Annotated in this window: 16 protein-coding genes; 9 read left to right on the top strand and 7 right to left on the bottom strand. The window is 64.4% G+C overall.

Annotated elements, in window-relative coordinates; translation table 11 throughout:
• Nucleotides 1-2: 2 nt before the first annotated feature.
• Both plsY and dprA read left to right on the top strand, forming a co-directional pair.
• The gene (gene plsY / locus U0C82_RS11515) at nt 3-605 is read left to right on the top strand and encodes a glycerol-3-phosphate 1-O-acyltransferase PlsY (protein WP_322187258.1); all 603 of its coding nucleotides are present in this window, start codon (nt 3-5) and stop codon (nt 603-605) included.
• Entirely contained in the window at nt 602-1,741 is a 1,140-nt protein-coding gene (gene dprA, locus U0C82_RS11510) for a DNA-processing protein DprA (protein WP_322187257.1), read from the top strand. The genes plsY and dprA overlap by 4 nt, the downstream gene beginning before the upstream one ends.
• Here dprA and U0C82_RS11505 read toward each other — a convergent pair.
• Nucleotides 1,708-2,046, bottom strand: coding sequence for a hypothetical protein (locus U0C82_RS11505; RefSeq protein ID WP_322187256.1), 339 nt, complete (start codon nt 2,044-2,046; stop codon nt 1,708-1,710). The two genes, dprA and U0C82_RS11505, sit on opposite strands and share 34 nt — an antisense overlap.
• A gap of 137 nt (nt 2,047-2,183) precedes the next feature.
• On the opposite strand from U0C82_RS11505, the gene topA reads away from it, so the two are divergent.
• The 5 genes from topA to U0C82_RS11480 are packed head-to-tail and all read left to right on the top strand — an operon-like array spanning nt 2,184 to nt 9,592.
• Nucleotides 2,184-4,925, top strand: coding sequence for a type I DNA topoisomerase (topA, locus tag U0C82_RS11500; RefSeq protein ID WP_322187255.1), 2,742 nt, complete (start codon nt 2,184-2,186; stop codon nt 4,923-4,925).
• A 5-nt stretch (nt 4,926-4,930) separates the two neighbouring features.
• Complete coding sequence (rnr, locus tag U0C82_RS11495; protein WP_322187254.1) at nt 4,931-7,192, top strand: ribonuclease R; 2,262 nt, start codon at nt 4,931-4,933, stop codon at nt 7,190-7,192.
• Entirely contained in the window at nt 7,189-7,629 is a 441-nt protein-coding gene (locus U0C82_RS11490) for a DUF983 domain-containing protein (protein WP_322187253.1), read from the top strand. Before rnr ends, U0C82_RS11490 begins: the two co-directional genes overlap by 4 nt.
• Nucleotides 7,626-8,372 carry an NUDIX hydrolase gene (locus U0C82_RS11485; RefSeq protein ID WP_322187252.1) on the top strand — a complete coding sequence of 249 codons (747 nt, stop codon included), beginning with the start codon at nt 7,626-7,628 and terminating at the stop codon, nt 8,370-8,372. Before U0C82_RS11490 ends, U0C82_RS11485 begins: the two co-directional genes overlap by 4 nt.
• Before the next feature lie 26 nt (nt 8,373-8,398).
• Nucleotides 8,399-9,592, top strand: coding sequence for an MFS transporter (locus U0C82_RS11480; RefSeq protein ID WP_322187251.1), 1,194 nt, complete (start codon nt 8,399-8,401; stop codon nt 9,590-9,592).
• Nucleotides 9,593-9,625: 33 nt separating this feature from the next.
• Here the strand turns inward: U0C82_RS11480 and U0C82_RS11475 are convergent, their stop codons facing one another.
• The 3 genes from U0C82_RS11475 to U0C82_RS11465 form a co-directional block, all read right to left on the bottom strand.
• The gene (locus U0C82_RS11475; RefSeq protein WP_322187250.1) at nt 9,626-10,120 is read right to left on the bottom strand and encodes a cupin domain-containing protein; all 495 of its coding nucleotides are present in this window, start codon (nt 10,118-10,120) and stop codon (nt 9,626-9,628) included.
• Nucleotides 10,121-10,314: 194 nt separating this feature from the next.
• Nucleotides 10,315-10,743: a Ros/MucR family transcriptional regulator gene (locus U0C82_RS11470; protein WP_322187249.1), complete on the bottom strand. Its 429-nt coding sequence runs from the start codon at nt 10,741-10,743 to the stop codon at nt 10,315-10,317.
• A gap of 1,088 nt (nt 10,744-11,831) precedes the next feature.
• A complete protein-coding gene (locus U0C82_RS11465; RefSeq protein WP_416186666.1) occupies nt 11,832-12,200 on the bottom strand; it encodes a flagellar export protein FliJ in 369 nt (122 codons plus the stop codon).
• 363 nt (nt 12,201-12,563) lie between these two features.
• Between U0C82_RS11465 and ctrA the strand changes: the two genes are divergently transcribed.
• Together ctrA and U0C82_RS11455 are read left to right on the top strand one after the other, a co-directional pair.
• Nucleotides 12,564-13,256: a response regulator transcription factor CtrA gene (gene ctrA, locus U0C82_RS11460; RefSeq protein WP_322187248.1), complete on the top strand. Its 693-nt coding sequence runs from the start codon at nt 12,564-12,566 to the stop codon at nt 13,254-13,256.
• 269 nt (nt 13,257-13,525) lie between these two features.
• Complete coding sequence (locus U0C82_RS11455) at nt 13,526-14,800, top strand: MFS transporter (RefSeq protein WP_322187247.1); 1,275 nt, start codon at nt 13,526-13,528, stop codon at nt 14,798-14,800.
• Between the two features lie 6 nt (nt 14,801-14,806).
• On the opposite strand, the gene U0C82_RS11450 is transcribed toward U0C82_RS11455, so the two are convergent.
• From U0C82_RS11450 to U0C82_RS11440, 3 genes are read right to left on the bottom strand one after another with little or no spacing between them, the layout of a single operon-like run.
• Nucleotides 14,807-15,748 (bottom strand): prephenate/arogenate dehydrogenase family protein, encoded by a 942-nt coding sequence (locus tag U0C82_RS11450; protein ID WP_322187246.1) that lies wholly within the window; start codon nt 15,746-15,748, stop codon nt 14,807-14,809.
• A 2-nt stretch (nt 15,749-15,750) separates the two neighbouring features.
• The gene (gene hisC, locus U0C82_RS11445) at nt 15,751-16,839 is read right to left on the bottom strand and encodes a histidinol-phosphate transaminase (RefSeq protein ID WP_322187245.1); all 1,089 of its coding nucleotides are present in this window, start codon (nt 16,837-16,839) and stop codon (nt 15,751-15,753) included.
• Between the two features lie 42 nt (nt 16,840-16,881).
• Nucleotides 16,882-17,703 carry a chorismate mutase gene (locus U0C82_RS11440; RefSeq protein WP_322187244.1) on the bottom strand — a complete coding sequence of 274 codons (822 nt, stop codon included), beginning with the start codon at nt 17,701-17,703 and terminating at the stop codon, nt 16,882-16,884.
• Between the last annotated feature and the right edge of the window lie 95 nt (nt 17,704-17,798).

Here is a 17,798-nt window from a genome sequence, read left to right as displayed (position 1 = left end):
GCATGGACATGCTGGCCGAACCGTTGCAATGGGCACTGGCAGCCTTCGTCGGCTATCTCTCCGGCTCCGTGCCCTACGGTCTCCTGTTCGCGCGGCTCTTCGGTCTCGGCGACATCCGCAAGATCGGCTCGGGCAATATCGGGGCGACCAACGCGCTGCGCACCGGCAACAAGACGATGGCCTTCCTCACCCTTCTGGGCGACGTGTTCAAGGCGACCGTGCCGGTTCTCATCTTCATGCCGTACGGCGTCACGCTCGCCGCCATCGCCGGCCTTGCCGCCTTCATCGGCCATTGCTACCCGGTCTGGTTGAGATTCGGCGGCGGCAAGGGCGTCGCCACCTATATCGGCGTTCTGTTCGGACTGTCGCTCTGGCTTTCCCTCGTCTTCGCGCTCGTCTGGATCGTCCTTGCCTATGTGTCGCGTTACTCGTCACTGGCCGCCCTGGCGGCCACGCTCGCCGTGCCTCTGGCGGCGCTGATGCTCGGCCTGCCCGTCGTCGCGCTCTATACCGGGCTGATGACGGCCCTCGTCTTCTGGCGCCACCGGGCGAACATCAGACGGCTCGTCGACGGCCGCGAGGGCAAGATCGGAGCCAAGGGATGAACGTGGCGGGCGGCCGCAAGAAGGGCGTCCCCTTCAGCCGCGACATGCAGATCGCCTGGCTGCGCCTGTTCCGAAGCGACAATGTCGGCCCCGTCACCTTCCGCCAGCTGATCAACCGCTATGGGGGCGCCGATGCCGCCCTCGATGCCCTGCCAGGCCTTGCCGAACGAGGCGGCCGGCGAATCGAGGTCGCCGACCGCGGCTCGATCGAACGCGAGTTCGAGCGGGCGACGAAAATGGGCGCGGTGTTCTCATGTCTCGGCGAGCCCGACTTCCCGCAGATGCTGGCGCAGGACGCGCACGCTCCGCCCGTGATCGCACGAATGGGCGACCCTGCCCTCTTCGCACGTCCGGCGGTCGCCGTCGTCGGCGCACGCAACGCGTCGCTGTCGGGTATCAAGCTGACGAAACGCTTTTCGGCGGACCTCGGCCAGGCCGGCTACGTCATCGTCTCCGGCTTTGCCCGTGGCATCGACGCCGCCGCCCACGAGGCGTCCCTGCCCACGGGCACGATCGGCGTGTTCGCCGGCGGGCTCGACAAACCCTACCCGCCCGAGAACAAGCCGCTGATGCGCCGGGTCGTGGACGAGGGTGGCTGTATCGTGTCCGCGCGCCCGTTCGGCTGGGAGCCCCGCGCAAAGGATTTCCCGCGACGCAACCGGATCGTGGCGACGCTGTGCCACGGCCTCCTGGTCGTCGAGGCGGCCCAGCGTTCCGGCTCGCTGATCTCGGCCCGCGTCGCCAACGAGATCGGCCGGCTGGTCTTTGCCGTACCCGGCTCGCCGCTCGATCCGCGTGCCGGTGGCAGCAACCAGCTGCTGAAGGACGGGGCGATCCTCGTGACCCAGACCAGCGACATCATCGAGGCGCTGCGCCCGCTCGACCACCGGATCCGGGCGCTCGGCCAGGACGATCTCGACGAAGCGGAAGGCGGCATGATCGATATGAGCGACGAACCGGCCGAAGACGAACGGGCACGCATCCAAGAGACCCTTGGCCCGACACCCGTCTTCATCGACGACATCGTGCAGCACACCGGAGCGTCGCCCGGGGCGGTCCAGCTCGTGATCATCGAACTCGAACTGGCCGGCCGGCTGGAGCGTCACGGCGACGGATCGGTCTCGCTGCTGCTCTGATCGGCCGTACCCGCCAACGGCTTCGTCCGCCGTTCGATCTCGAATTCGACCTCCATCCGGGCCATGTCGAGGAGATGGGGCAGCACGGTGCCGTGCGGCATTCCGACGATCTTTTTCAATTGCGGAAGCATTTCGCGAACATAGCGAAGCGCCGCCACCGAATTATCGTCCTGTCCGTCCTGCATCGCGCCCATGCCTTTCACCGTGCTCCTCTGCTCCCGGCGATCTGCAATCGACGGATACAGCGAGCAAACTAGACGCGAAAGTGATAATATAAATCTACCATTGGTTGCAACCATTCCCATGCGGTTTTCCGCGCGCTCTTGACCGTGAGAGGCGCTGTGTCCATGTGACATTGCGATCTGAGCCGATGTTCGGACGCGAGAAGCAGGCGGCAGGCGCTCGCTTTCATGGTCACCATTATTTGCAGGACATTGTTTTCATGGATGTTGTCATCGTCGAATCGCCGGCAAAAGCGAAGACGATCAACAAATATTTGGGCAGCGGGTACACGGTGCTCGCTTCCTACGGGCACGTGCGCGATCTTCCGCCGAAGGACGGTTCCGTGCGGCCGGACGAAGATTTCCAGATGAGCTGGGAGGTCGGGAAGCCGTCCCAGAAACGCATGACCGAAATTGCACAGGCTGTCCGCTCGGCCGACGCCGTCATTCTCGCGACCGATCCCGATCGCGAGGGAGAGGCGATCTCGTGGCATGTGCTGGAGGTCCTGAACCAGAAGAAGGTGATCGGCTCGAAGCCGGTCAGCCGCGTCGTCTTCAACGCCATCACCAAGAAGGCGGTACTCGATGCGATCGCCAATCCACGCCAGATCGACGGGCCGCTGGTCGATGCCTATCTGGCGCGCCGCGCGCTCGACTATCTCGTCGGCTTCACGCTGTCGCCGGTTCTGTGGCGCAAGCTGCCCGGCGCCCGGTCGGCGGGGCGTGTGCAGTCCGTGGCGCTACGCCTCGTCTGCGACCGCGAGAACGAGATCGAGCGCTTCAAGCCGCAGGAATACTGGCAGGTGGTGGCTCATCTTGCGACGGAGCGCGGCGAGGCGTTCGACGCACGCCTGACGGCCTTCGGCAGCGACCGCATCCAGCGCCTGACCGTGAACAATGGCGAGCGCGCGAACGACATCAAGGCGATGCTCGAATCGGCGTCGTTTTCCGTCGAGAGCGTCGAGGCGAAGCCCACCCGCCGCAATCCCGGCCCGCCCTTCACCACGTCGAGCCTCCAGCAGGCGGCGTCGGCAAAGCTCGGCTTTTCGGCCTCGCGGACCATGCAGGTCGCCCAGAAGCTCTATGAGGGGTTCGACATTGGCGGCGAGACCACCGGTCTCATCACCTATATGCGAACCGACGGCGTGCAGATGGCGCCGGAAGCCATCGACAATGCCCGCGAAGCGATCGGCGAGGGTTTCGGCAAGCGTTACCTTCCCGAAAAGGCACGCCACTATTCCACCAAGGCAAAGAACGCCCAGGAAGCCCACGAAGCCATTCGCCCGACGAGCTTCACGCGCGCCCCCAAGGATGTCGAGAAATATCTCGATCGCGACCAGATCCGCCTCTACGAGCTCATCTGGAAGCGCGGCATCGCCAGCCAGATGGCATCGGCCGAGATCGAGCGGACGACGGTGGAGATTCTCGCCGAATCCAACGGTCGCACCGCCAAGCTCCGTGCCAGCGGGCAGGTGATCAAGTTCGACGGCTTCCTCGCCGCCTATGTCGACCACCGCGACGATTCGAAGAACGCCTCCGACACTGACGACGAAACCGAGGACGACGCCAACCGCCTTCCCGCGATCAATGCAAAGGAGCGTGCGGAGCGCAGGTCGATCGATGCGAGCCAGCACTTCACCGAGCCGCCGCCGCGCTATTCAGAAGCCTCGCTGATCAAGCGGATGGAAGAACTCGGGATCGGCCGTCCGTCCACCTACGCCGCGACGCTCCAGACGCTGCAGGACCGCGACTACATCGTCATCGACAAGCGCAAGATCCTGCCGGACGCAAAGGGTCGGCTCGTGACCGCCTTCCTGCAGAACTTCTTCGATCGGTATGTCGAATATGATTTCACCGCCGATCTGGAGGAGAAGCTCGACAAGATCTCGGCCGGAGAGCTCGACTGGAAGGACGTCCTGCGGGAGTTCTGGAGGGATTTTTCGGTCCACGTCGACAGCACGAAGGAACTGCGCGTCTCCGACGTGCTCGACGCTCTGAACGAGGACCTCGCCCCGCTCGTCTTCCCCGAGCGGGAGGACGGAACGGAGCCGCGCGCCTGCCCGCGCTGCGACAGTGGCAAGCTGTCGCTCAAGCTCGGCAAGTACGGCGCGTTCGTCGGTTGTTCCAACTATCCCGAATGCGGCTTCACGCGGCAGTTGGGAACGAGCCTTGCCGTAGACGGCGCGGATGCGGGGACCGACGACGGCCCGCGCGATCTCGGCGTCGATCCCGAAACCCAGGAGCCGGTCACCCTGCGCACCGGCCGCTTCGGCCCCTATGTGCAGCGCGGCGAGGGCAAGGAAGCCTCGAGAACGTCGATCCCGAAGGGATGGGAGGTCGCGTCCATCGATCTTGAGAAGGCGCTGAAGCTCCTGACGCTGCCGCGCGAGGTGGGCAAGCATCCCGAAGACGGCGAACCCATGATCGTCAATCTGGGACGCTACGGCCCCTACGTTCAGCATGGGAAAACCTACGCCAATGTCGACACGGTGGAGGACCTGTTCGAGATGGGTGCCAACCGCGCCGTCGCGCTGATCGCGGAAAAACGCGAAAAGGGCGGACGGGGACGCGGCGCACCGGCTTCCCTCAAGTCGCTCGGCGAACATCCGACGTTCGGGGGCACGATCGAGGTGAAGGACGGCAGGTTCGGACCTTACGTTACGGTCGCGAAGATCAACGCGACCCTGCCCAAGGGCACCGATCCGCAATCCGTCACGCTCGAACAGGCCGTCGAGCTGATCAACGCGCGCGCCGAGAAGACCGGCAAGACGCCGGCCGCGAAGAAGAAGGCGGCGCCGAAGAAGACGCCCGCCAAGAAGGCGGCTGCGAAATCGGGCGACGCGGCGAAGACGGCGCCGAAGAAGAAGGCGGCACCGAAGAAGGCGCCCGCCGCCAAGACGGCTTCGAAAGCGAAGGCAAAGGTGGATACGAGCGACGACAACGTGCCCTGGGGCGCCGATTGAGCGCCATGGCACGCAAGGGACCCCGCTCGCAGACACCCGAGTTCAACCGCGAATCCGTGCTTCGGTTCATCGCCGACAATCCCGGACGCTCCAGCAAGCGCGACATTGCGAAAGCGTTCGACATCAAGGGCGATCGCCGGATCGTCCTGAAGGATCTTCTGGCCGATCTGCAGGCCGAGGGGCTGTTGTCCGGTTCGCGCAAGAGCTTCCAGCGGCCGGGCGAACTGCCTTCGGTCACGGTTCTGGAAATCCGCTCGCGCGATGCCGACGGCGGGCTCCTCGCCGAGCCCGCCGAATGGGACGAGACGCAGGGCGAGCGCCCTCGCCTGCCCGTTCGCCAGAACGACAGGACGCAGACCGCCGGGCTCGGCGAACGCATCCTCGCCAAGATCGAGGACGCGGAGGACGGCACGAAGCTCGCCCGCGTCATCCGCGTCCTGCAGAAATCCCGTTCGCTTATGCTCGGCGTGTTTCGCGCCGACAAGCATGGCGGGGGGCGCGTCGAACCCGTCGAACGCAAGCAGAACGAGATTCTCATCCGGCCGGGCGATGAGAACGGCGCCCGGGACGGAGATCTCGTCGAAGCCGACACGCCGAAACAGAAGCGGCTGGGACTTGCCCTCGGGCGCATCGTCGAAGTCGTCGGCTCGTCGGGCTCCGAGCGTGCGATCTCCGCGATCGCGCTTCACGCGCATGGCATTCCCCACATCTTTCCGGAAAACGTGCTGAGCGAAGCGGATGCGGCGACCGCGGCGACGATGGAGAACCGCGAGGACTGGCGCAGCCTGCCGCTGGTGACCATCGATCCGGTGGACGCGAAGGACCACGACGACGCCGTTCATGCCGTCCACGACGAGGATCCGGCCAATCCCGGCGGCATGATCGTGACCGTCGCGATCGCCGACGTGTCGGCCTATGTCAGATCCGGCACGAAGCTCGATGCCGAAGCAAGGTTGCGCGGCAATTCGGTCTACTTCCCGGATCGGGTCGTGCCGATGCTGCCCGAGCGCATCTCCAACGACCTCTGCTCGCTGAAAGAGGGCGTCGACCGCCCGGCCCTCGCGGTGCGCATGGTGATCGGCGGCGACGGCAGGAAGCGTTCGCACAGTTTCCACCGCATCATGATGACCAGCCGGGCCAAGCTCGCCTACGAGGCCGCCCAGGCCGCCATCGACGACACGCCCAACGAGGTGGCGGACGAGGTTCGCGAGACGATGCTCCGTCCGCTCTGGGACGCCTATCGCCTGGTCTCGCGCGCCCGCGACGCGCGCGGGCCGCTTGCGCTGGAATTGCCCGAACGCAAGCTGAAGCTCGACGAGACCGGCCGCGTCAAGCATGTGGTGACGCCCGAGCGTCTCGACGCCCATCGGCTGATCGAGGAGTTCATGATCCTGGCCAACGTCTCGGCGGCCGAGACGCTCGAAGCCAAGCGCCAGGCGCTGATCTACCGCGTCCACGACACGCCGGCGCTCGCCAAGCTCGAATCCTTGCGCGAGTTCCTGAAGACGCTGGAAATTTCGTTGGCCAAGAGCGGTGCGCTGCGCCCCTCCCATTTCAACGGCATCCTGCAGCAGGTGAAGGCGACCGACCATGAAAGCCTGGTTAACGAGGTCGTTCTGCGCACTCAGTCCCAGGCCGTCTACCAGCCCGAGAATATCGGCCATTTCGGCCTCAATCTCGCACGTTACGCCCACTTCACCTCGCCGATACGCCGCTATGCCGACCTGATCGTCCACCGTGCGTTGGTGACGGCGCTCGATCTGGGCGACGACGGGCTGACGAAGGCAGAGGAAGCCGATCTGGTCGAAACGGCCGAAGCCATCAGCCAGGCCGAGCGGCGCGCCATGGCGGCCGAGCGCGACACGGTCGACAGGCTGATCGCGCATTTCCTTGCCGATCAGGTCGGCGAGGATTTCGCCGGCCGCATCACCGGCGTGACGAGAGCCGGTCTTTTCGTCGCACTTCCGGCCTATGGAGCGGACGGATTCGTCCCCATATCGACCTTGGGCGCGGAATATTTCCGCCATGACGAAGCGGCCCGCACGATCGCCGGCGAACGCAGCGGCAAGGGCTGGCGACTCGGCGACGCGGTCGAGGTGCGCATTGTCGACGTCGTGCCCTTGGCCGGCTCGATGCAGTTCGAGATGTTGACGGAGCCCCGCGCGCTGCCGCGTGGGACCCAGTCCTTTCACAAGGCCCAGCGAAGCACGCGCAATCACCAGCGCGCCGCCAAGAGCCCGGGCGCAAAAGCGAGAAAACGCCGATGAGCGATATCAGCCATTACAGTGCGAGCCGCAGCGCCGTTCGAAGCGCGAACGATCTTGAGGCGGAACGCAATCTCGGCAGCGCGCTGCTGCGCGGCCTTGCCTGCAAGTGCCCGAACTGCGGCGAGGGCAAGCTGTTCAAGGGGTTCGTCAAGAGCGTCGACGCGTGCGAGGCCTGCGGGCAGGAGATCCATCACCACCGCGCCGACGATCTGCCCCCCTACATCACGATCTTCATCGTCGGGCACATCGTCGTGGCCCTGTTCATGGGGGCGGAGGCCGCGGTCGAACTGTCGCTCTGGGCCCATCTCGCCATCTGGGTTCCCGTCACCATCCTCCTGTCGCTCGTCCTCATGCAGCCATTCAAGGGTGCAACCATCGGGCTTCAGTGGGCGCTGCGGATGGGCGGTTTCGGCGGGGCGAGCGAGGACCCCGTGTGACCGCCACCGCCGGTTCGTCGATCGACCGGAGGAGCGCTCCCGAGACGAAGGCCGTGCCGGTCTCACCCTTTGCGGTACCGCGACATGCGGCAAGCCTCATCGCGGTGGACGAAGGCGGAGGGGCGCCGCGCTTCCTGATGGGGTGCCGCAACCGCGCGCACCGGTTCATGCCCGGCGTCTACGTCTTTCCGGGCGGCGGGGTCGAAGCGGGCGACATGACGTTGAGCCTGACGGCGCGCCTTTGCGAAGCGGTCCGTCTGCGTCTGTCGCCATACGCGGCTCTCGACGAGCGCCATCTCGCCGCGCTTCCGCTCGCAGCGATCCGTGAAACCTTCGAGGAGACAGGCTTCCTCTTGGGCTCACCGGCAGTGTTCGACGATGCTCCGGCGAACTGGCGGGACTTTGCCAAAATCGGGTTTCGTCCCGCCTACGAACATCTCGTTCCGGTCGGCCGTGCGATTACCCCGCCCCATTACCCGGTTCGTTATGATGCACGGTTCTTCGCCGTCTCGCGCGCTCGTCTTCTCGCGCCGCAGGAAAAGCCCTGCGACCCATCGGACGAACTCGACGATATCGGCTGGTTCAGTCTCGACGAACTCGGCGGAATGCCGCTTGCTGACATCACGCGGCGTATCCTAAGTGACGTCGCAGACCGCATCGCAGCGGCGACACTGTTCGACCCGCTGCTGACGATGCCCTTCTATAGCCACGAGGATGGCGTCTCGAAGCGCAATCTCATCTGACGCGTCCGGGCCAGGAGGCCGGCTCCATGGCAAAGCCGAAATCGGAAACGATCATCGACGAGGCGGAAGCCCGTCTGGAGCGGATCGACTGGCTGTCCGCATCCGCGGCCATCGCATCGATCAGCGCGGTCGGCATCGCCCTCGGCCTCGGGCTGCCGCTGCTCAGCGTGATTCTCGAACGACGGGGCATCTCGGCCAGCCTCATCGGCCTGAACACGGCCGTCGCCGGCTTTGCCTCGATCATCGCCGCCCCTCTCATCACCCCGATCGCCCGGCGCTTCTCCGTGCGCCTCACCATGCTGGTGGCGATTTTCGCCAGCGCCCTGTCGGCGGTCGGCTTCTACGTCTTCGAAGCGTTCTGGACCTGGTTTCCGCTCCGCCTCGTCTTTCATTTCTCGATCACCGCCCTGTTCATCCTGTCGGAGTTCTGGATCAGCGCGGCCGCCCCGCCGCGATCGCGCGGCTTCGTGCTCGGCATCTACGCAACCGTCCTTTCGCTCGGCTTTGCCGCCGGCCCCTACATCTTCTCGATCGTCGGATCGGAGGGATTCCTGCCGTTCGGCATCGGCGCGAGCGTCATCGCCTTTGCCGCAATTCCGCTGATTCTGGCCTGGAACCGGCAACCTGCGCTCGACAGGCGCGGCAACGATCGCTCGTTCTGGCGCTATATCTGGCTGATCCCGACGGCCACGGGCGCCGTTCTCGTGTTCGGTGCCGTCGAGGCCGGCGGCTTCGCGTTGTTCCCGGTCTTCGGCAATCGCATCGGCTTCACCGAAGCCGAGGCGGCTCAGCTTCTCACCGCCATCGGCCTTGGAAACGTGCTGATGCAGATTCCGATCGGACTGATGTCCGACCGGGTCAAGGATCGACGCTCGCTGCTGCTGGTCTTCGCCGTGGTCGGCTTGACCGGATCCTTGTTCCTGCCCTCGCTGTCGACCGACTGGACGATGATGGCGGCTGTCCTGTTCCTGTGGGGCGGCGTCGTGGCGGGCCTCTACACGGTCGGGCTCGCCCATCTGGGCTCCAAGCTTTCCGGCTCCGATCTTGCGGCAGCCAATGCCGCGTTCATCTTCTGCTATTCCGCCGGAATGCTGGTCGGTCCGCAGGTCATCGGGTCCAGCATGGACATTTTCGGCCCCGACGGCTTTGCCTGGGCGCTCGCCCTGTTCTTCGGCCTCTATCTCATCCTGGTCGGAAGCCGGCGCCTGTTCTCGCGCTGATCCGGGCGGGCTGCGAGCAGGGCCGCCCGCGTCTCAGGCCGTGTCCGGATGGGCGTGGATCGGATCGATCCAGTAGACCTCTTCCGGCTTTTCCACCGGTTCGACGCCCTCGATGTTCACCACGACCGCGTCGTTGCCGGACCGCATGAGGATGCATTCGAGCGTTTCGTTCGGTTCCGCGTTGATTTCCTGATGGGGCACGAAAGGCGGGACGAAGATGAAGTCGCCGGGACCGGCCTCGGCGACATATTCGAGATGCTCGCCCCAGCGCATCCGCGCTCTGCCGCTCAGCACGTAGATGACGCTCTCGAGTTCGCCATGATGATGGACGCCGGTCTTGGCGTCCGGCGCGATGGAGACGGTTCCGGCCCAGATCTTCTGAGCGCCGACGCGCGCCTTGTCGATCGCGGCCTGGCGGTACATTCCCGGCGTCTGGGGCGTGTTGTCGTCGAGCGCGTCGCCCCGGATGACCTTGACGCCGTTCCGTTTCCAGTCGGTGTGTGAATGGTCGGTTGAATGGGTTCCCATCGTCGCGCCTTTCCTGCGATATCGTGCATTTTCCGCAGACAAGCACGGAACAGGAGGCGTGCCTATCGCAAAGCGCGCGACATCCGTCGGCCAGACCTCACGCGCACACGAAAAAAGCGCGGCCGATGGAGCCGCGCCTTGAATGGCGATGGGGAACCGGGCCCGAAAAGCCCGGTTCGAAATCGGACGTCTTCCTACCGCCCGCGACGGCGCTTGTGGCCGAGGCCCATCTGCTTGGCGAGGCGCGAACGGGCGGCCGCATAATTGGGAGCGACCATCGGATAATCGGTCGGCAGATCCCACTTCTCGCGATATTCTTCGGGCGAGAGGCTGTAATGCGTCATCAGGTGACGCTTCAGCGATTTGAACTTCTTCCCGTCTTCGAGACAGATGATGTAATCGTCCGTCACGGACTTCTTCACCGGCACTGCGGGCTTCGGCTTCTCGGCCTGCGGCTCCTGCGCAGGCGCGCTCGTGCGGCCGAGCGCGCCGTAGACATCGGAGATCAGCGCCGGAAGCTCCGAAACCGGCAAGGAATTATTACTGACGTAAGCGGCGACAACTTCAGCAGTCAGCTCCATCAGCATTTCGTTGTTGTCTACCAATGGCTCGATCTGATCCATGTCGGGCGTCCTTATCTCTTCAATCGGCCCCAATTCACGGGACATTGTTGTCCGGTCCGTGGTTCGCAGATCTCAACTGAGAAAGGCCGCGCCAAATGTCCGGTGTAATCGGCTGTTCCCAATGGTATTGTTATTCCATTACTTTCTGTCAAGCCCCGATAGCGTTTTTCCATAGGTTTGCTTCGTCACTTTTTAATAAATCACGGAACGTGCACGCCTTCCGCCCAAGCATGCAGACCGATCAAGTGCGGCTGAACCAAGGCGACTGAAGCAGCGATGGGGGCACGGAAGCCTTGTAAGACATGGAGAATTCTTCCCGATCGCATCCAGACTGCGGCTTTGCCCGGTCTGAGCCCTTGGTCGCGCCTTGAAATGACGAAATGGCGCAGTGTCGCCGAAGATCTTAAGCTGAACTTTGTATTTTGCTGTGCGCCTGTTCCCATTCCACCGGCCCGATTTCGCGCGGGACGGTAACGGAACATCGAACCCACTGTTTCGCCGTGGGGGACCAATACAATCGCAGGGCGAAATGTTGCACGCCTTACATGGCCGTGGGCCTGCGTGGTCTTCGACGGTGGGCCCCTGTTTCGGCGTGTTCGAACGACGATCGGCCGCCGGACGCTTCCCCGACGCGCCGGGTCGCGCGACCTGCCGCCTGCCGCGTCCAAGGCAGGTCGTTGCGCACCGCACGGAAATAAAACGGCACGCTCCCGCCGGACGCCCCCACGGGACGGATGGTTGGGCGGCTTTCCAGGTGCAATCGAAAGCGCTGATTTGCTTCGTGAAATGAATGTCGGACGCGCAAGGCTCGACATTTGCCGGTCGGCCGCAACCCGCGTTTTCCGATGTCGCTTGTCGCTGTAGGCCTGTCCCGTCCCCGCACGACCTGATCGGGGACGAAGGCGCCAGACCCGCCACGCCGACGAAACGGCGCATGTCTCCTCGAAGCAAACGGCGCGGGAGACGGCGACGGCTGCGCGTGGCATGCCGGCCTCAACCTATGGACGTGACCGCGTGTTGCCGGGACGCGGACCCGAATCACGCAGGCGGCTCTCTCAAGCCGATGAGAGAGCCGGTCGCATCGGAACCTAGCTGGCGGCCTGTTTCGGGATCTCGGCTTCTTCGCGCATCGTCTCGCGCTGCTGCAGCTTTTCGGCATGCTCGAATTCGGCTTCCGCCTCTTCGAGAGCAATCTTCGCGGCATTGATCTGGACGCGCAAATCGTTGACGGAGTTGCCCAGATTTTCGCGGCGCTGGCGGGCGGCCTTCGCGAACATCGGATAGGCGAAATGAGTCTGGTCGGTGATACCGCTTTTCTTTTCTTCGGAAATGACCTGTGCTTCCAGATCGGCGCACATGCGGTCGAACTCGGCCATCATCAGTTCGAGCTGCTCGACCTGTCGGCGCTTCTCGTTCAGTTTGAACCGTGCAAGCCGTGTCAGATTGTCTTTTCTCATCAGTCTTTCCTCAAGATCTTCGGTGCTCCCGGGGTGAGAGTCCGGACCCATACGCCACTGGTTCGGACAAGGCTCGATTGCTACGCCTTAACCATCTGTTTACGCGCAGGGTTAATCATAGGGACGAGGTTTTAAGGGCGAGTAAACCGAGACGTCAGGGATTGTCGCTCGAAGACGATCGTTTCGGACCGGAGTGAAGAAACATCACTCTTTCTGATCGTCCGCACATGCCTGCGGCTTGGTCCATGATGGGCCGATAGCATTTGTTAACCATCTCGTGCCAACATGGTGGCCGAACTAAGACAGAACAGAGCTTTGCCGAATCGAAGGGATTTTGGCTCGGCCGGCTGAGAGGAATTTCTGATGCGCGTTCTTTTGATTGAAGACGACAGTGCGGTTGCGCAGAGCATCGAACTGATGCTGAAATCCGAAAGCTTCAACGTTTACACGACGGACCTGGGCGAAGAAGGCGTCGATCTGGGGAAGCTCTACGACTACGATCTGATTCTACTCGATCTCAACCTTCCCGACATGTCCGGTTATGAAGTTCTGCGCACCCTCCGTCTCTCCAAGGTGAAGACGCCCATCCTCATCCTGTCCGGCATGGCGGGAATCGAGGACAAGGTGCGCGGTCTCGGTTTCGGCGCCGACGACTACATGACAAAGCCGTTCCACAAGGATGAGTTGATCGCCCGCATCCATGCGATCGTCCGCCGCTCCAAGGGTCACGCCCAGTCGGTCATCAACACAGGCGACCTGACGGTCAATCTCGATGCCAAGACGGTCGAAGTGGGCGGCCAGCGCGTTCACCTGACCGGCAAGGAATATGCGATGCTGGAGCTGCTCTCGCTGCGCAAGGGCACGACCCTCACCAAGGAGATGTTCCTGAACCATCTCTACGGCGGCATGGACGAGCCGGAGCTGAAGATCATCGACGTCTTCATCTGCAAGCTCCGCAAGAAGCTCGCCAATGCCACCGGCGGAAAGAACTACATCGAAACCGTCTGGGGCCGCGGCTACGTGCTTCGCGAGATCGAGGAAGAAGTCGCCGCCTGATCGAAAGCCGAAGCTTTCGACCGACCATCAAAACCCGCCCGGCGCCCGCCGGACGGGTTTTTCTTTGTCCGATTCGACCCGCCGCACGCCGTCCGGCGCGGTCAGACGAACTTTTCCACAGGGACTTTTCTGCTCGAGGACCGCCCTATCTGGTTTCGTGGGAGCCGTGGAGCGATCGGGAGAATGACAATGCGGGAGGCGCCGACCGTTGCCGAGGCCCTGCGGGGCGCTCCGGGGAGGATGCAGGCTTCGAACAGCGGGCAAGTGGCGTGAGCGCGCGACCGACGCAAGGCGCGGCCTCGGGACGGAAGCCCACGGCGTCGGCGCGCGATGCGCCGGATCCGGGCCGCTGGCGCATGCTGGGGCTCGTCTCGATCGCCATCGTCCTCGCGCTCACGGTCTGGTTTTCAGCCACCGCTGTCATTCCCGAACTCACCCGGGTCTACGATCTGTCCCCCTCGCAGGCGGCATGGCTGACGAACGGGGTCCAGATCGGTTTCGTGATCGGCGCCGTCGCCGCGAGCTTCGTCAACCTGCCGGACATCGTGCCGGTCGGGCGCCTCATCGGGATCGGCGCCTGCGTTGCGGCTCTTGCGAACGCCGCGCTTCTGGCCGCGCCCGATGCTGGCGTCCTCATCGCGGCCCGGATCGTGACGGGAATGGCGCTCGCCTCGGTCTATCCGCCGGCGATGAAATTCATCTCCACCTGGTTCCGGGCCGGCCGCGGGCTCGCCCTCGGCGCGGTGATCGGCGCTTTGACGCTTGGTTCCGCCGCCCCTCATCTTCTGCGTGCCGTCACCGATGGGCTCGACTGGCGGGCCGTGATTCTGGCCTCGTCCAGCCTCACCTTTCTCGGCGGAGTGCTGTTCTGGCGCGTGGCCCGCGACGGCCCCTATCCGTTTTCCAGGGCGGTCTTTTCACCCCGGCAGATCGGAAAGGTGTTTGCCAACCGCCCGCTGATGCTCGCGAATCTCGGCTATTTCGGACATATGTGGGAGCTTTACGCGCTCTGGGGCTGGTTTCTCGTCTATGCCGGCGAAGCGCTGTCCACCCAAGGGATCGCCTCGCCGCTTCCCGCCTCCTACCTCACCTTCGCGGTCATCGGCATCGGCGCGGTCGGCTGCCTCGTCGGCGGCGTCCTGTCCGACCGGATCGGGCGCTGCACGACGACGATCGGCATGCTGGCGGTGTCCGGGCTCTGCGCCGCCCTGATCGGCGTCACCTTCGAGGGCCCGACGATCATGTTCGGTCTCGTCGCTCTCGTGTGGGGAATGGCGGTCGTCGGCGACTCGGCGCAGTTCTCGGCCTGCGTCACCGAAATCTCCGATCCGCGCTATGTCGGGACCGCCCTCACCCTGCAGATGGGCCTCGGGTTCGCGCTGACGGTGCTTGCGATCTGGGTCACGCCGCAGGTCGCGCTATGGCTCGGTTCGTGGCAGTGGACCTTCCTCATCCTGCTTCCGGGCCCGGCGATCGGCATCGCCGCAATGGCGATGCTGAGGCGCGAACCGGCGGCGGCGAAGATCGCCGGAGGACTGCGATGAGGGCCTTCAGCCCTCCCACTTCTTCGGCGGCTTGTTGCGACCGAAATTCGGCTTCGCGGTTTCCTGGCCCGCCTCGATGATCTGGCGGCGGATGGCGCGGGTCTTGGTGAAGGTCTCGAAGAGCTGCTCGCCCCGGCCGTCGCGAATGGCCCGCTGAAGGGTCGACAGATCCTCCGAAAAACGGGCGAGCATTTCGAGCGTCGCCTCGCGATTGTTGAGGAACACATCGCGCCACATGGTGGGATCGGACGATGCCAGACGGGTGAAATCGCGAAAGCCGGACGCGGAATATTTCACCACCTCGGACTGGGTGACCTCCTCCAGATCGTAGGCCGTGCCCACGATGTTGTAGGCGATGAGATGCGGCAGGTGACTGGTGATCGCCAGAACCAGATCGTGATGGTCGGCCGCCATCTCCTCCACGTCCGAACCGCAGGCTTCCCAGAACGCCTTGAGCCGCGCGACGGCCGCCATGTTCGAGCCCTCGATCGGCGTCAGAATGCACCAGCGTTTCTCGAAAAGTTCGAGAAAGCCCGCATCCGGTCCGGACTGCTCGGTGCCGGCGATCGGGTGGGCCGGCACCAGATGCACGCCCTCGGGCACATGGGGCGACATCTGCGCGACGATCGAGCCCTTGACCGATCCGACGTCGGACAGGATCGAACCCGGCTTCAGATCGTTTGCGATATGCTGGGTCACCGCGCCGACGGATCCGACGGGAACGCACAGGATGACGAGATCGGCATCCCTCACCGCCTCTGCCGCATCGCGGTGATAGCTGTCGCCCAGGCCGAGTTCCTCGGCCCGCGCAAGGGTCTGCGCACTGCGCGTCGAGATCGCGATATGCCTGGCGAGCCCGCGCGCCTTCGCATTGATCGCGATCGACGAACCGATCAGGCCGATGCCGATCAGCGCCAGCCGGCCGAACGGAGAAAAGTCGTCGCTCATGGCTACGCTCCCAGAAACGCCGCGAGATGATCGACGACGCCGCGATTGGCCTCTTCCGTGCCGATCGACATTCTGAGCGCATTGGGAAAGCCATAGCCGGTCACGCGGCGCAGAATGTAGCCTCTGGCCGTGAGATAGGCATCGGCATCGGCTGCGGTGCGGCCGTCCCCGTCCGGAAAGTGCACGAGGATGAAATTTCCCACGCTGGGCGTCACCCGCAGCCCGAGCGCTTCCAGCTCGCGGGTCGTCCAGTCCAGCCAGTGCGCATTGTGGTCGGCCGCCTTTTCGACAAAGGCCCGATCCATGATGGCCGCGGCGCCCGCCGCGATCGCGGCGGCGTTGAGATTGAACGGACCGCGCACCCGGTCGAGCACCGAGACGATCGCCTCCGGTGCGTACATCCAGCCGATCCGCAGGGCCGCAAGACCGTAGATCTTGGAGAAGGTTCGCGTCATGACGACGTTCTCCGCCTCGGACACGAGTTCGATCCCCGAGGCATAATCGTTGCGCCGGACATATTCGGCATAGGCCGCGTCGAGAACGAGGATCGTCGATTTCGGAAGACCGGCATGCAGCCGTCTCACCTCGTCGAACGGTAGATAGGTGCCGGTCGGATTGTTGGGATTGGCGAGGAAGACGAGCTTCGTCTTCTCGCCGACCCGTTCGAGGATCGCGTCGACGTCGGCCGTGGCATCGACCTCCGGCGCGACGATCGGCACCGCGCCGCGCGCCCGGATCTGGATGTTGTAAACGAGGAACCCGTGCTCGGAGTGGATCGCCTCGTCGCCGGGCGCGAGAAAGCACTGGCACAGAAGCCCGAGAAGCTCGTCGGAACCGTTGCCGCACAGAATGTTCTGGGGGCGAAGCCCGTGCACCTCGGCGATCGCCGCCCTCAGCGCGCTCGCCTGACCGTCGGGATAGACCTCGAGCGCGCGCAAAGCCGCGTGCGCCGCCTCGATCGCCTTGGGAGACGCGCCCAGCGGGGTCTCGTTGGAGGAGAGCTTGTGCAGCGTCACGCCTTCGGGCGCCTTGCTCTTGCCCGGAACATAAGGCTCGATGTCGAGAATGCCGGAATTGGGTTCGGGTCGCATGGGGGTCGGCTTTTCGAATGGAGAAAGGTCGGGGTCGAAATCTTACCCTGAATAGGGCCAGTGGAGCGGCGGCGCAAACCCGCCGATCTGTGCCAGATCGATGCCTTCGCCAAGCGCGGTCCGGATCGCCCTTTCCTCGTGCCGCGTCGCGATCAGCGCACTGAACAGTCCGGTGCCGTAGGGGGCCTGGGCAAGGATCGTCATGTCCTCGCCGCCGCCCGCCATCGCCTTGAGACCGTCGACGCGCCAGCAACCGATCTCGGGCGTCACCGGATCGGCGAGCGGGGGCGCGATCACCACGGCACGTTTCGCGATCGGATGATCCTCGGTGTCGATGAACGGCAGGGCGCAGACGATCGCGGCGTTTCGCAGGCCCTGCCACCATGGATGGAGCCCGTCGAGCGGCAGGACGCCAAGCCGGTCCCCGCCCTCCTCGATCCGCGCCACCACGTCCTGCGTGGCGTCCGCGAGAGTCACCGGCACGGTAAATCCGAAATAGAATCGCGCCGTCTCGACGGAGGCGACCAGATCGCCCTCGAACGGGCAGGTGACGACCTCGTAGGGCGCCTGGAGGTGGGTGAAGGTGGAGATGATCTCGCGCCAGAAATGTTCGATGGTCGCGATTGGAAGATGACCCTGGTGGCGCGCCGCGATCTCCCGCATCATGGACGCCTCGCGGCCCGGCCTGAACGCCGCGCCGTCGCGCACCGTGCCCTTCACCTCGATCAGCGCATCGATCACGCTCGCGCGCTGCATCAAAAGTCGATGAACCGATTCGTCGATCGCGTCGATCTTGGCGCGAAGCTCCAGAAGCCGCGCCGGATCGCCCGATGCCGTGTTCCTCGTCTCAACCGTCTTCTGCACCGACCGATCCCTCGCTTCACGCCCAAGCGGTTCGTTACTAGATCATGACACATCAAAGGGGAAACCGGTTTTGCCGCGGTGCCGGCAAATATCGG

It is taken from the genome of Fulvimarina uroteuthidis (assembly GCF_034321785.1).
GTDB lineage: Bacteria > Pseudomonadota > Alphaproteobacteria > Rhizobiales > Rhizobiaceae > Fulvimarina > Fulvimarina uroteuthidis.
Note: the sequence above shows the minus strand (reverse complement) of the source record. Positions and strands in the feature narration are given on the sequence as shown.